The 16,003-nt window shown below is 37.4% G+C and carries 10 protein-coding genes; 4 read left to right on the top strand and 6 right to left on the bottom strand.

Annotated elements, in window-relative coordinates; all coding sequences use genetic code 11:
* Positions 1 to 13 precede the first annotated feature (13 nt).
* From QE422_RS00255 to rimP, 6 genes are all read right to left on the bottom strand, one after another.
* Positions 14 to 1,945, bottom strand: a complete 1,932-nt coding sequence (locus QE422_RS00255) for a putative porin (RefSeq protein ID WP_307454234.1) — start codon at positions 1,943 to 1,945, stop codon at positions 14 to 16.
* 102 nt (positions 1,946 to 2,047) lie between these two features.
* On the bottom strand, positions 2,048 to 3,478 hold the full coding sequence (locus QE422_RS00260; RefSeq protein WP_307454235.1) for a RagB/SusD family nutrient uptake outer membrane protein: 1,431 nt from the start codon (positions 3,476 to 3,478) through the stop codon (positions 2,048 to 2,050).
* Positions 3,479 to 3,496: 18 nt separating this feature from the next.
* On the bottom strand, positions 3,497 to 6,370 hold the full coding sequence (locus QE422_RS00265) for a SusC/RagA family TonB-linked outer membrane protein (RefSeq protein WP_307454236.1): 2,874 nt from the start codon (positions 6,368 to 6,370) through the stop codon (positions 3,497 to 3,499).
* Between the two features lie 311 nt (positions 6,371 to 6,681).
* Positions 6,682 to 9,699, bottom strand: a complete 3,018-nt coding sequence (gene infB / locus QE422_RS00270; protein ID WP_307454237.1) for a translation initiation factor IF-2 — start codon at positions 9,697 to 9,699, stop codon at positions 6,682 to 6,684.
* Between the two features lie 80 nt (positions 9,700 to 9,779).
* Entirely contained in the window at positions 9,780 to 11,015 is a 1,236-nt protein-coding gene (gene nusA, locus QE422_RS00275; RefSeq protein ID WP_307454238.1) for a transcription termination factor NusA, read from the bottom strand.
* Positions 11,016 to 11,029: 14 nt separating this feature from the next.
* Entirely contained in the window at positions 11,030 to 11,497 is a 468-nt protein-coding gene (gene rimP, locus QE422_RS00280) for a ribosome assembly cofactor RimP (RefSeq protein ID WP_307454239.1), read from the bottom strand.
* Positions 11,498 to 11,715: 218 nt separating this feature from the next.
* On the opposite strand from rimP, the gene QE422_RS00285 reads away from it, so the two are divergent.
* From QE422_RS00285 to QE422_RS00300, 4 genes are all read left to right on the top strand, one after another.
* The gene (locus QE422_RS00285) at positions 11,716 to 13,029 is read left to right on the top strand and encodes a UDP-glucose/GDP-mannose dehydrogenase family protein (RefSeq protein WP_307454240.1); all 1,314 of its coding nucleotides are present in this window, start codon (positions 11,716 to 11,718) and stop codon (positions 13,027 to 13,029) included.
* 4 nt (positions 13,030 to 13,033) lie between these two features.
* Entirely contained in the window at positions 13,034 to 14,113 is a 1,080-nt protein-coding gene (gene rfbB, locus QE422_RS00290) for a dTDP-glucose 4,6-dehydratase (protein ID WP_307454241.1), read from the top strand.
* Positions 14,114 to 14,130: 17 nt separating this feature from the next.
* The gene (gene rfbA / locus QE422_RS00295) at positions 14,131 to 14,994 is read left to right on the top strand and encodes a glucose-1-phosphate thymidylyltransferase RfbA (RefSeq protein WP_307454242.1); all 864 of its coding nucleotides are present in this window, start codon (positions 14,131 to 14,133) and stop codon (positions 14,992 to 14,994) included.
* Positions 14,995 to 15,154: 160 nt separating this feature from the next.
* Positions 15,155 to 16,003, top strand: coding sequence for an ABC transporter permease (locus QE422_RS00300; RefSeq protein WP_307454243.1), 849 nt, complete (start codon positions 15,155 to 15,157; stop codon positions 16,001 to 16,003).

The raw sequence follows: 16,003 nt of genomic DNA on the forward strand, positions 1-16,003 counted from the left end.
CGCTGTTTATATTTTAGTTGAACAAATACCATACAATCCCAAGATTTAACCTGAAATCGTAAACAGGGTAACTTGGAAATGCATAAGCTTTGTTGTGTGAAAGAAGAGTTCCGACCTGTTGGCCTTCGATGAAGAAGAACATTTTTTTAACCTTCATATTAAAGTAGATGTCGGCAATCGGCTGCCCTCCGATAGAAAATGAGCCGGCATCCGGCAAAATATATTCGTTAAGGATCGGAAAATAATTTCTTGAAGCAAACTTCGAGAAATAATATACTTTGATCCCCGTCTGAATTTCTGCTGCTTTTTTAAAGGCCTTTGTCTGATAAAAGAAATTGGCCCGGCCGATGAAGCCCGGCAATGGTAAAAGGTCTTTGTTGGTTAAAACATTCTGGAACTGCAGCCTCGTATTCAGATGAAAATCGCCATAGCTGAAAGTCGCATCCCCTCCGATCTGCGAAATGTTTACCGGGCTTTCGCTTTGCTGCGGCATAGCATTGGAGTCGAAATAAGTATAATTGTCGATCCTGTAATAATTGGCAAAAAGTTCCGTTCTGAACCATTTCAATCCCAGACTTCCTCCAATCTCCGAAACTGTCTGATTTTGGGCATTCTGAAGATAATAGTTGTAATTATTATAGATTGAAGTATTCAGTAAATAATTGAATGACGGATAAGCACTTTGGAAATTGACTTTCGCATTAACAAAGTAATCTTTTACCGGTTCAAACTTTAAATTATTCGTTGTTTTCAGATAGGTCCCAAACTGGCTTCCGTTTGAAAATTCCAAAAATGAATTCAGCTGAATTTTATCAAAAAGCCTGACCTGTAGATTTCCAACAGCTCCAAGCCGGCTTTCTTTAATCTCGGTCGGGATTTGCAGCAACGGTAAATTGATTGCATTTGTTCCGAATTTCAACATCTGATAACGGGCCCCGGCATCAAGCTTGAATCTTTCATTATCCCAAACCAGACTTACCGTATTGCTGAAGTTATCCGAATATTTTTTTGAGCTCAGCGGACCGTCAGTCACGAGTTCCTGCGGAGCATCATACCAATAGGTTTCCGGAGAATTCTGGCTGTAGTAATATTTATTTCCCTGATGAGAAATCGTATGTCTTATTTTAAAAGGAATTTTTTCAGAATTAAACGGTGCGAACTGATGGGTAAGGTAGTATCTTCTATAAGAAAATTGTGAACTTGAGGAAGCGAGGTTTACCTGCATATTCTGCCGGTTCCTTGAGTTTGTATCTCCCTGCTGAAAAAGGCTGTCTACCGCAATCCCTCCGTTTTCCTGGTTATTGACATTCTGGTGCAGATAGTGTGCAAACAATTCATAGTTTCCTTTTTTAGAAACATAATGTCCTGTAAATAAAGTATTGTTATTGGAAGCTAACGAATTTCTATACATCCCCTGGGAACGCAATCCGCTGTATTCCAAAGAAAAATTGAAACGTTTCCCGATGTTTTGGGTATACATGGATTTTAAAGCCGCTCCATTTTTCATGGCATTATGGTAAATGAAGGTTGCCGTTGGTGTTTTTACATCGTAATAGTTGATATCATCGACCCCAAGAATCCAATACGATTTGTTGGTAGGAAGCAAAGCCAGATTCTGCTCAGGAATAACTTCATACATTAAAGGATTAAATCCTGCCCCGATATTGGCCACCTGCGCCCTTCCGAAATTATCCCGGTTATTATACTGCGAATAGATATAGGTCTTATCAAAAGTCATCACTGTATCAAAAACCTTTTTCTCTGAAAATTGCTTTTGGTACAGATAATCGTTGATTGTCGGTTTAAATATTTTAAGAGAATCCTTCTTTCCAGAGTCTATCACTAAGGTGTCATCCTTGGGAAGCTGGTTGGAATCTGTTTTGTTGACCACCTGGGCCCGGATTGTGAGACTGAAGAAAAGTATGATGGAAAAGATGTACTTCATTTCTTATTATTGTAGAGCAAAAATAAGAAATAATGGGGAATAAAAACCCCGCATTTTTTGATGCGGGGTTGGTATAAAAAATATTCAACTTAAAATTGTTTATTAGTAACCTGGGTACTGTTGAATAAGCGCATTAGTGTTCAACTCTGACTGTGGAATTGGGAGTGATCTAAATTGGACTTTACTTGGAGATAAAGCCACTTGTGTCTGAGGATTTTGAAATGAAATTCCGTTTCTTTTAAGATCACTATATCTGAAACCTTCTAAAAAGAATTCAAGATCTTTCTGCATTAAAATCTCATTTAATAAATCCGTTCCCGTTCCTGTATAGACATATCCACTATCTCTATTAGTCCTCACCCAGTTATTCAGTTTTAATAGAGCATCGGCCGGATTTGTATAATACAAAGCTTCTAACTGATTAAATACAGCTTCCGTCTTTCTTATAACAACAATATCCCTATCTGTAGTAGTATATTTCATTACATCAATTGGTTTAGGATTATCACCTAAAGTTAAAACATACCCTGTATTTCTGTACCATGTTCCTCTCCTAACATCATTGGCTCCCATTTTCGCAAAAAATGTTTGCGTCGCAAAATTCTGTTTATATCTTCCTGTCGAAGACCATGTAGCAGTGATACCATCATTTGCGCCGGGTAAATCCAATGAATTATAATCAATTTGAAATATTGTTTCTGAATTATTTTCACTGGATGAAGTAAAGTAATTAGCTACTCCTGAAGATGGTAATAAAGTGTAAGATGAGTTATTAAGAACTTTTTGGGCATAAGTATTAGCCTGAACATAATTTTTAGTTGCAAGATAATATCTTGAAAACAATACATCTACAGCAGCTGAATTAAATTTTTTATTTCCATTACCCGTTCCAATTTTAGAACTTGCGTTTGTTAAATCAGCAAAAATCTGATCATATACTTGTTTTACACTAGACCTAGGCAAGTTTGCTCCCGGTTTGAATTCTAATGGCATAGGAACACCATATTCAGGATTCGAACCATTAAAATTGTCACTAAATAATGATACTAACGTTGAATATGCCAAAGCTCTTACAGCATACGCCTGACCAAATAAATTTTGAGGAGTTCCGGAAGTATTAGGGTCATCAGATATTTTACCTTCATAACTTAAAATAAAATTAGCATTTGCTATAATTTTATACAATGTGTTCCATAAGGTAGCAATATCTCCACTATTTTGAGTATAAAAAGTAAGATTAGGATCGCGCGTTGTAGAAAATCTATTGGAATTTACAATTGCCACAAAAGCATTATCTGCAAGCAATTCCTGCAAAGTTGGAATGAGCGCTCCGTAAGAGTTAAGAGAGCCATCACTATTGGTTTGATATAATCCATATAGTCCGTTTACAGCAGAATTTAATACTTTTTCATTAGTAATAGCTTGATCCAATGGCAGGGTTATAGGAGGTGTTTCTTCTGAAAAATCATCTTTACAAGAAGTTAACGATGTTACCCCTGCTAATAATATTAATAAAACTTTTATCTTTTTCATTTTTTCATTTTTTAACAATTAGAAATCAACTTGAACACCAAAAATAAATTGTCGCATATTAGGTTGCGTCATATCAAAAACGCCTAGATTAGAAACGGTATAACTAAATGCATTGGAATTTGCTTCAGGATCAAAACGGAGTCTTTTATCGAATGCATAAGTATATAAATTAATTCCTCTCACATAAGCATAAATACCTTTTAGATTAGGCATATTAAGCATAGTCCCTTTAAATGTATAACCTAATTCAACATTTCTTAATCTAATATTATCACCTTTATACAAATATCTGGTAGAGTTAGCATTCGAAGATTTATTTCCATTAAAAACTTGTTTCGGCATAGAAGCATTTGGATTAGTAGGACTCCATGAGTCATATAGGGCTGCAGTAGTAGTATTTACTGTAGGATAAGCTCCATCAGATTCATAGACAAACCCCCATCGATCCCAAACAGAATAATCGCCCTGATAATTTATCATGAATGACAACTTAAAACCTTTATATGTAAATTCATTAATTAAACTTGCAATATGGGTAGGTAAAGCTTTTTGGCCAGTAAATGACAATTTAGCCTTATTAACGTCATTCGTTGTTGCGCTTCTTGTTTCATCGGTATACCATAAGGGATCACCATTTGATGGGTCTACACCAGCCCATAATCTAGTGTAATATTCCGAAGGATTATGACCTGGAAAAAAAGCTTTTAATCCACTAATAACAGTTGGTGTTGGATCTCCTTTTATATAAGTTACTTTGGAATCATTATAAGAATAATTTGCTTTGATATCCCAAGTAAATACATCAGTACTTTTTCTATAACCTAATAACCCTTCAAATCCATTTGATTTTACTTCAGCTTGATTTCTGATAACAGAACTGAATCCTGTTGATGGAGAGATAGGAACATCATATACTTGATCTGAATTGATATTTGAATACACATCAAAGGTACCGTAAATACCTCCCCTATCTCCAAGTGAAAAGTCTATTCCAACGTTTCTTTTCTTTGATTTCTCCCAAAATAGCCCGTCCGGAGCTCCCGGAGTTAAAATAAAACCTGCATTGGTTTGAAGATAATTCCCTGTTAAAGAATATTGTGGATATTTATCATATGGCGATGCTGCCTGATTACCATTTTCTCCATAACTTGCTCTAAGTTTTAAAGTATTTATATATGACGGTAAAAAATTCATTTTACCGAGATCTAAGCTCAAACCTACTCCAAAAAAATTTCCAGCCTTCGTATATCCGGAATACGTATCTCTTCTCGCAGATCCTGTAATTGTTGCAAATTTATTATATGTATATGAAGCCCTTGCTATATACCCCACTAAAGTCCATGCATCCGTTCTACCGGTAGCTCCTGTAACATTAGCTGCTGCATCCGCATACATAATTCTTGTTCCTGCCGGAAATCCTCTTTTCGAAAGGGTGTTATATTCTAAAGTCCTTTTAGTAGATTCCATACCGACGGAAGCAGAAATATCATGTAAGCCCGCAAATGTTTTATTAAAATTTAAAAAGTTATACCAGTTCCATGTAAAAAAGTTTCTCATACTCTTGAAATAATATCCATTTCCATTCGTATTTGAGGGTTCATACCCATCACCAAAATCAGGATTCCAGTAAATAAATTCATTACCTGCTGTATTATCAATACCAAAATTTGAATTGAAGGTTAAATATGGTAATATCTTATAATCTACATTTAAAGATGTAAGAACCTTGTCAAATGTTCCTTTAGTTAAATTTGTTCCGGTTAATGCAAGCGGATTAAATTGTGGATTAAGATATACCAAATTTAAATTATAGTTTCCATCACTTAAATAAGGGTTTTGAGTTGGAGATAGTAAAGTTCCGGAAAAAATAGGATTTGCAAAAGAAGATGCATCTGAAGGGCCCGCTTGTACAGTTCTCGATAAATTTGTAGAAAGTGTTACATTTAACTTATCAGTTGCTTTCCAATTTGCTTTAAGCGAGCCCGTATATCGATCAAATACAGCATCGTATGACAAGCCTTCTTGTTTTAAATATCCTAGAGATGCATATACAGTAAAATCTTTAACTCCCCCTGAATAGCTGAGGTTGTACCGATTCATTATAGGAGAATTTCTTCTTGTCAATTTTCTCCAATCAGTATTAGTAACCCCATCCCATTTTAAAATTTCCGTTTTACCATAATCAGTTGCCTCTTGAAGATCAGCAAATCCATTCACTGGATCGGTACTAGGATATCTGTTATAAAGCGCTTGCCCTAAATAATTAACATTTTCCTGCGCATTTAACATTTTCAATTTATCAAAAGCAACATTTGATGTACCAATTTCGCTAACGAACTGTAAACTTGATCTACCTTTTTTACCTGACTTAGTTGTAATTATGATAACGCCGTTTGCTCCTCTAGAACCGTAAATTGCAGTTGCTACGCCATCTTTTAAAACCTGTACGTCTTCTATATCAGAAGGATTTATAAGGGATAATGCATTTTGAGTAGTTAGTGCTCCTGAAATATCTCCTGATTGAACAGGTACACCGTCAACAATGTACAGTGGATCATTACCTGAAGTTAGGGAAGAGATTCCCCGTATCAATGTAATAGTAGATGCTCCAGGCTGCCCTGAACTTGCGCTTGACATTAATCCTGCCACAGTTCCTTGCAAGATATTATCAATTGAAACAGCAGAAGGTTTTTCTAGAACATTTCCAGACACTTTGACAAGTGATCCTGCTGATTGTTCTGGTGTAACTTTAATACCATAAGAACCTGTAATTACTACTTCTTCAATTTGTTTCTCTTTTGGTAAAGTATCATTTTTTGCATTTTGAGCAATCACAGCCTGTCCCGTAAAAAATAGAACTCCAGCCGTTAGTACACGTAATTTCACATTCATATTAACAAATTTTAATATTTAAGAAAGGCAAATATGTTAATAAATTTTAACAATTACAACATTTTTATTATTCTCAATACTTATTGAATTATATTACACTAAATTTAAATAATCACAACTTAATTTAATTTATTATTTGTTTAAACATAATTATTTCCACCAATAAGCAAAACATACCACATTTGTTTTTTAACATTTTTTTTATAATATAAAAAAAATTATTTATACTGATTCTAAATTAAAATTTTTAAAAAAATAATCCCACTCAAAAATGAGCGGGATTATTATATCATTTTAAGACATTATAGCAATTACTTCAATTTCTTCTTCACAGCCACTTCTTCATAAACTTCAAGAATATCGCCTTGTTCAATGTCGTTATATCCTTTAAGGTTCAATCCGCATTCGTAGCCTTTAGTCACTTCTTTTACGTCATCTTTGAAACGTTTTAAGCTTTCCAGCTCTCCTTCGAATTTAACGATGCCGTCTCTTAGCAAACGTACTTTTGACTGTCTCGTGACTTTACCGGTAAGAACCATACAACCTGCAATGGTACCTACTTTAGAAATTTTGAATACTTCTCTGATCTCTACGTTACCGATCACTTGCTCCTGAATTTCAGGAGAAAGCATTCCTTCCATCGCTTCTTTTACTTCATCGATGGCTTTGTAGATGATAGAATAGGTTCTGATTTCAATTTCTTCACGGTCTGCAAGTTCTTTTGCATTCGCACCTGCCCTTACGTTGAATCCAATGATAATGGCATCGGATGCAGCAGCTAAGTTAATATCGGACTCAGTAATCTGTCCAACCCCTGAGTGAAGGATTTTCACACTGATCTCTTCTGTTGACAATCTCTGTAACTGATCAGAAAGTGCTTCTACAGAACCATCCACGTCACCTTTAAGGATAATGTTCAGTTCCTTGAATTCACCTAAGGCAATACGTCTTCCCAATTCTTCAAGCGTTGTATGCTTTTTCGTTCTGATGGATAATTCTCTCTGAAGCTGCTCTCTCTTGTTGGCAATGGCCTTACCTTCGCTTTCATCAGCATAAACACGGAATTTATCTCCCGCAGTAGGCGCTCCGTCAAGACCCAAGATCGTGGCAGGAATTGAAGGTCCTGCTTCCGCAAGATTTTTCCCTCTTTCATCAAGCAAAGCTTTTACTTTACCATGGTTTTTACCTGCTACTACATAGTCTCCGACTTTTAGCGTTCCGGACTGTACCAACATCGTGGCTACATACCCTCTTCCTTTATCCAATGATGCTTCAATTACAACTCCGTTTGCAGAACGTGCAGGATTAGCTTTCAATTCCAGTAATTCTGCCTGTAGCAATACTTTCTCCAATAACAGATCTATATTGTTACCCATTTTTGCTGAAATTTCCTGTGCCTGAACATTTCCTCCCCACTCTTCTACAAGAACCGGCGGGTTTAAACCAGAAAGCTGCTGACGGATATTATCCGGATTCGCATTCGGCTTATCAACTTTATTGATAGCGATGATCATCGGTACTCCCGCAGCCTGTGCGTGAGAGACTGCTTCTTTAGTCTGAGGCATTACATCATCATCGGCAGCAATTACAATAATTGCAATATCCGTAATCTGCGCACCCCTTGCTCTCATCGCCGTAAAGGCTTCGTGACCAGGTGTATCCAAGAAGGTAATTCGCTGACCATTTTCCAGCTTCACGTTATAGGCTCCGATATGCTGGGTAATTCCTCCGGATTCCCCTGCGATAACGTTAGTTTTTCTGATATAATCCAACAATGAAGTTTTACCGTGGTCAACGTGCCCCATTACAGTAACTACCGGTGCTCTTGGTACTAGGTTCTCTTCATTATCGATTTCCTCATCTGCCTCTGCTTCTTCAAGATCCGCATCAGAGAATTCGATCTTATAACCAAACTCGTCTGCTACCAATAATAAGGTATCCGCTTCAAGTCTCTGGTTCATGGTAACCATTACTCCTAACGAGAAACAAGCTGAAATAACTTCTGTCGGAGACACATTCATCAAACTCGCCAATTCACCTACTGTGATGAATTCCGTTACTTTTAATGTTCTGTCTGCCGCATCAATCTCCTGCTGGCGCTCGTCCTGTTCTCTACGGAAGTTTCTTTTATCTTTTCTGTGTTTCGCAGATTTAGATTTACCTCCTTTATTGGTTAATTTCTCAAGGGTTTCCTTGATCTGGTTTTTAACTTGTTCGTCGGTCAATTCAACAGGCATGGTTCTTTGTCCCGGTCTGTTGTTTCCGAAACGGTTGCCGCCGCCCTGACCTGGTGGACGGTTGCCCTGGCCTTGCGGACGATTACCTTGGTTGTTACCAAAACGGTTGCCGCCACCCTGGCCTGGTCCACCCTGGCCTTGAGGTCGGTTTCCTTGTCCGCCTCCCTGTTGGTTATTGTTTCCAAAACGGTTGCCGCCTTGTCCACCTTGCCCTGAAGGTCGGTTTCCACCTGGGCCACCCTGACCTTGCGGACGATTACCCTGATTATTTCCGCCTTGTTGGTTATTGTTTCCACCCTGCTGGTTGTTACCGCCTGGCTTTTCAATTCTTTTTCTTTTCTTCTTAGCTCCTGCGCCCTGCTTAGGTGCAAACTGAGTCAAGTCGATTTTTTCACCAACAATTTTAGGTCCGTCAAGTTTTTGATAAACTGTTTCAATTTTTTGAGGTTCCTGAGATTCCTCTTCAGCTTTCACAGGCTCCACAGGTTTTTCTTCAGCCGGTTTGGAAACAGGTTTTTCAGCCACAGGCTTTGGAACCTCTTGTACAGGCGCTGATTTTTCCACAGGTTTTTCCTCTTCTTTTTTCTCCTCCATTTTTGGTTTGTCTTTTTTCACGGGTCTGTTTCTAGACTCGATCTGAGACAAATCTATTTTATCCAGAACTTTGAATTCCTGCTTTTCAGGAGCTGCCTTTACTTCAGGAGTAGGAGCAACTTCTTCTTTTTTCTCTTCCGCCACAGGTTGTGCCGGAGCAGGAACTTCTTCAACTTCAGGTTTTTTAGGCTCCAAGTCTATTTTACCTAAAATTTTAGTTTCCGGTTTGTTAGCTTTAGCTCTTATTACTTCAGGGGTTTTCTTTTCCTCAATCTCCAGCTTTTCTTCCGGAACTTTGGTGATCACCACCTCATGGGAAGCTTTGCGCTGTTCGCCGTCCTTGGCAAACTCAGCCTCCAATGCAGAATATGCCGCTTCTTCTAATTGAGCGTTAGGATTGCTTTCAACCTCAATGCCTTTGGCCTGTAAAAATTCTACTAACCTGGACATCGAAATGTTGAATTCCTTAACCGCTTTATTTAATCTAATTTTTGGCATCTATATTATTTACTATTTTTTTTAATTCTTAAAATTAAAGTATTTCTTTTTTACTGTTTATTAAAATTTACTTAAAAATCTTAATCCTCGAATTCTTCTCTAAGAATACGTTTTACTTCTTCAATAGTTTCCTCTTCAAGATCAACCATATTAAGCAAGCTCTCAGTTTCTTTATCTAAAACCGATTTTGCAGTTGTAAGACCTACTTTCTTAAATTCATCCAAAATCCACTGCTCGATATCGTCATTGAATTCTCTTAATTCAACATCATCATCTTCGCTGGACTCTCTGTGTACATCGATTTCGTAACCTGTCAACCAAGAAGCAAGTCTGATATTCTGACCTTGTTTACCGATTACTTTGGAAATCTCTTCAACCGGAGTATATACCAATGCATATTGCTGCTCCTCATTGATGTCAATTTTATTGATGGTAACATTTCCTAAAGCTCTCTTCACAAGAATCTCAGGGTTTTTAGACCACTGAATAACGTCGATGTTCTCATTTCTCAACTCTCTTACCACGCCATGAATTCTCGATCCTTTTACCCCTACACAGGCTCCTACCGGATCTATTCTGTCATCGTAAGCATCTACTGCAATCTTCGCTTTTTCTCCAGGAATTCTTACCGCTTTTTTAAGCATAATAGTTCCGTCCTGGATTTCAGGAATTTCCAGCTCTAATAGTTTTTCTAAGAATTTAGGTGCAGTTCTGGAAATAATAATCTGCGGTTTTGAACCTTTGAAATCTACTGTTTCAACAATAGCTCTGATATTCTCACCTTTTTTAAAGAAATCGGATGGAATCTGATTTTCTTTCGGCAAAATGAATTCGTTATCTTCATCATCAAGCAAAATTACATGCTTGTGACGGATATGATGGATTTCCCCTACTACGATCTCTCCGATCCGGTCCTTAAACTGCTCATACAACATGGCATTGTTGTGCTCCTGCAATTTTGTAGCCAAGATCTGCTTTAGCGTTAGAATATTTCTTCTTCCCAATTGGGCAACAGGAATTTCCATCGTAAAATCTTCACCTACCTCGAAAGTCGGATCGATTTTCTTAGCTTCAGAAATCTCGATTTCCAGATCATCATCCTCAGACATTTCGTCTTCCACAATAGTTTTATTCAAAAATATCTGAAAATCTCCTTTATCAGGGTTTACAATTACATCAAAATGATCATCCGAATCGTATCTTTTTCTCAAAAGTGTCTTTAGAGAATCTTCAATAATTGCCATAAGATCAATCTTACTGATCCCTTTTTCGTCTTTAAAATCACCGAAGGATTCAATCAACGCTATATTGTCCATTTACTTTTTTTCTTTTAAAATTTAATTGTTACTAATGCTTTCTTAATCTCAGAGTACGGAATTTCTTTTTCCTCCTCCACATCTACTTTTCCCTTACCGATGTCTTTCGGCTTGCGGTATCGCAGGATCAGTGTGATTTTTTCTTCATCCACTTTCGCCAATTCGCCTTCAGTTTTCGTAGTGTCATTGAGTAAAACTTCAATTTCCCTTCCGATATTCTTTGCAAATTGTCTCGGAGTTGCCAAAGGCTCGCTTAGTCCTGCAGACATTACCTGCAGGCTGAAATCATGTTCCTCACGATCCATATTGAATTCTATGGCCCGGCTTGCATCAAGGCAGTCCTGTAGAGACACCCCATTGTCACCATCTAAAATCACTGTGATGTCGTCCCCTGCAGAAAATTTCAAATCGATAAGAAATAGATCTTTTCTGGTTTCAAGGAACTCATTTAATAATTCTTCAATTCTTTTTCTAAACTCCATATACACTATAAAATCTTGATTTACTTGTACGAAAAAAGGCTTTCTTCCGAAGGCCTTCCCATGTTTTTCCGTAAATCCACTGCAAATATACAAATTTTTATTAAAAAAGCAAAATATCTTATTATCAATAGGATAAGTTATTTTGCATTTACATTAATTTGAACCTCTTTATGAGGTATTTTTATTACTTTTGTGTCTTAATTTTAAAAACATACATTTTGAATATTACTATTGTAGGAACGGGCTACGTAGGTTTGGTTACAGGAACCACTCTGGCAGAGCTTGGCAATTCGGTATACTGTGTAGATATTGATGAAAAAAAAGTAGAAGGCATGAAAAACGGCGTAGTTCCTATCTATGAGCCGAATCTCGAAGAAATGTTTTTAAGAAACATCCAGGCAGAAAGATTATATTTCACTACCGATTTAAAGGAAGCCTTGGATAAAAGTGAAGTTATTTATTTAGCCTTGCCTACTCCGCCGGGAGAAGATGGGTCTGCAGATCTTTCTTACGTCCTGAAAGTGGCCAATGATATCGGCGAAATGATGACTGAATATAAAGTAATCGTTAATAAAAGTACTGTTCCCGTAGGTACTGCCGACAGAGTACATGAAGTGATTGCTTCCAAAACCCAGATTCCTTTTGATGTAGTGTCTAACCCGGAATTTTTAAGAGAGGGTTTTGCCGTAGAAGATTCCATGAATCCGGCCAGAGTGATTGTGGGCTCGAGTTCAGACAAAGCCAAAGATATCATGGCTAAAATCTACCAGCCGTTTACCAATACCGGAATCCCGATTATTTTCATGGATGAAAAATCTTCCGAACTTACAAAATATGCAGCCAATTCATTTTTAGCGGTAAAAATCACCTTTATGAATGAGATTGCTAACTACTGCGAAAAAGTAGGTGCTGATGTGGATAAAGTAAGACTGGGAATGGGAAGTGACGATCGAATCGGTCAGCGGTTTTTATTCCCGGGCATCGGATATGGAGGCAGTTGTTTTCCAAAAGACGTCAAAGCCTTGATAAAATCCGGAAAACAGGAAGATTTCAACTTCCAGATCCTTGAAGCAACAGAAAATGTAAATATTTCTCAAAAAGTAATTTTGGTTTCAGAAATTGAAAAGTATTTCGGAGGAACCATTGAAGGAAAGAACATTGCCGTATGGGGACTGGCTTTTAAAGCAAATACAGACGATATCCGCGAAGCCTCATCACTTGATAATATTGCTTTGCTGCTTAAAAAAGGTGCTAAAATTATTGCCTACGATGCAATTGCAGAAAACAATGTCAAAAAGTTATTGGGAGACAAAATCCAATATGCAAAAAGCATGTATGAAGCCCTTGAAAATGCGGACGCTTTGCTGATCGCTACCGAATGGCCGGAATTCAAAAATCCGAATTTTGAACTGATGGCTCAGAAAATGAACAGTAAGGTTATTTTCGACGGCAGAAATATGTATCCTTTGGAAATCCCTGAACAGAACGGATTTTATTATAAGAGTATCGGACGTAAAACAATTGTAAATTAATTAGATGAAAAATATAATCATTACCGGAGGTGCCGGATTTATCGGCTCTCATGTCGTAAGAGAATTTGTAAAAAACAATCCAAGCACAACAATTATTAATTTGGATGCACTTACTTATGCCGGAAATCTCGAAAACTTAAAGGATATTGAAAATGAGCCTAATTATGTTTTTGAAAAAGCAGATATTACAAAACCTGAAGAACTACGAAAAATATTCGAAAAATATAACCCAGATGCAGTGGTACACCTTGCTGCCGAAAGCCATGTAGACCGGAGCATTACGGATCCGATGGCATTTATCAATACCAACGTCAACGGAACTGCTAATCTGCTAAATCTTTGTAAAGAGTTCTGGACATTGAATCCCGATCATACCCACGGAAGATTCCCTGATGAAAAAAGGACCAACCTTTTCTACCACGTTTCTACCGATGAGGTCTATGGAAGCCTTGGAGAAACCGGATTCTTCCTGGAAACCACCGCTTACGATCCGCAGTCGCCGTATTCGGCATCCAAAGCAGCTTCCGACCATTTAGTAAGAGCCTATGGAAATACTTACGGAATGCCGTTTATTATATCCAACTGCTCCAACAATTACGGGCCGAATCATTTTCCAGAAAAACTAATTCCTCTTTGTATTTCAAACATCATTAATGAAAGGCCTTTACCGATCTATGGTGACGGGAAATATACGAGAGACTGGTTATTTGTAATCGATCACGCAAAAGGAATTCAACAGATTTTCAACGAAGCCAGAACAGGGGAAACCTATAATATCGGCGGATTCAACGAATGGCAAAATATTGATCTGGTAAAAGAACTTATCAAGCAGATGGATGCCAAACTGGGAAGACCGGAAGGTTATTCTGAAAAACTGATTACTTTTGTAAAGGATCGTCCAGGCCATGATAAACGGTATGCTATCGATGCCACCAAGCTGAATAAAGATCTGGGATGGAAACCGTCGGTAACATTTGAGGAAGGTTTAGGAAAAACCATCGACTGGTATCTTGAAAATAAAGAATGGCTTGAACATGTAACGAGCGGGGATTATCAGAAGTACTACGAAAAACAATACAATTAATACAACACAAAAAATAGATGAAAGGTATAATTTTAGCCGGAGGTTCCGGAACAAGACTTTACCCTCTTACCATAGCCGTAAGCAAGCAATTGATGCCTGTTTATGACAAGCCGATGATTTACTATCCGCTATCCACTTTATTACTGGCAGGCATTAAAGATATTTTAATTATCACAACGCCGCATGATCAGCCGGGATTCGTCAAATTATTAGGAGACGGCTCACAGATTGGCTGCAACATCGAGTATATAGTTCAGCCAAGTCCGGATGGATTAGCACAGGCATTCATTCTAGGCGATCAATTCATAGGAAACGATGCCGCGGCACTGGTGTTGGGGGATAATATATTTTACGGCTCAGAAATGGGAACATTGCTTAAAAATAAAACCAATCCGGAAGGAGGTGTCGTTTTTGCCTATCACGTCTCAGATCCTGAGCGGTATGGGGTGGTGGAATTTGATGATGATTTCAAAGCCGTTTCCATTGAGGAAAAACCTTTACAGCCTAAATCCAATTACGCAGTTCCGGGATTATATTTTTATGACAACAATGTAGTGGAAATTGCCAAAAACATCAAGCCTTCTCCACGAGGCGAGCTTGAAATTACCGACGTAAACAATGTATACCTGCAAAACGGGAAACTCGAAGTAGGTGTTTTGGACAGAGGAACAGCATGGCTTGATACCGGCACTTTCGATTCTTTAAATGATGCTTCTGAATTTGTGCGTGTGATTGAAAAAAGACAAGGTTTTAAGGTTGGATGTATTGAGGAAATTGCTTTCAGGAATAAATTCATTGATGAAGAGAAATTACTGGAAACTGCTGCGAAATATGGCAAAAGCGGCTATGGTGAATATCTGAAACAGCTGGTAAACAAATAAACTATGAATGGTCTGGCATCAATCGGACCGTTAGTTTTATGATTAACCGTTTTTATGACAGATTGATATATCTGCAGAATTTTTCATTCATGAAATAATCTTCAGAAAAGAGAATTATGAATACATTAAATAGTATAAATTTTCACTAAATTTTGCACAGATGACTGAACCACAACAGAAGTGGACCGAAACTATTGAAACCCACCATTCTTTATTCGATCTGAAATTAAAGGAAGTATGGCGGTATAAAGATCTTGTTTACATGTTTGTAAAAAGAGATTTTGTATCCAGCTTTAAGCAAACTATCTTAGGCCCGATCTGGTTTTTTATAAATCCTATTTTAACAACCATTGTTTACTTGGTTGTTTTTGGAAAAATAGCTAATCTTCCTACAGATGGGGCTCCACCCCTACTTTTTTATTTAGCAGGAGTAACACTTTGGAATTATTTCTCCTCTTGTTTATTAGGAACCTCCTCTACTTTTGTAGGAAATGCAGGTATCTTCGGTAAAGTCTATTTCCCAAGATTGGTAACTCCGATCTCTATTGTTATTTCCAACCTCATGCGTTTCGGGGTACAGTTTTTACTTTTTATCATCGGCTGGTCATATTATCTATCAAAAGGGGAAGTACACCCGAATATCTGGGTGCTGGCTACTCCTTTTTTAATACTTTTAATGGCATTGTTCGCTCTGGGAGTAGGAATGATATTTTCTTCGCTTACAACAAAATATAAGGATCTGAACATGCTTCTCGGGTTTGGGGTAAGTTTATATATGTATGCAACGCCAGTAATATATCCGACATCAGCATTACCTGGTTTTTTTAAAAAACTCTCATGTTACAATCCTCTAACAGGTGTTTTTGAATGTTTTAAATATGCATGGTTTGGTGTTGGGGATTTTTCACCATTGATGTTGGTAATAAGTTCGATCATAATACTCTTGTTATTAATTATAGGCGTTGTTATTTTCAACAAGATTGAAAAATCTTTTATGGACACAGTTTAA

The sequence above is a fragment of the Chryseobacterium sp. SORGH_AS_0447 genome, assembly GCF_030818695.1.
Classification (GTDB): domain Bacteria; phylum Bacteroidota; class Bacteroidia; order Flavobacteriales; family Weeksellaceae; genus Chryseobacterium.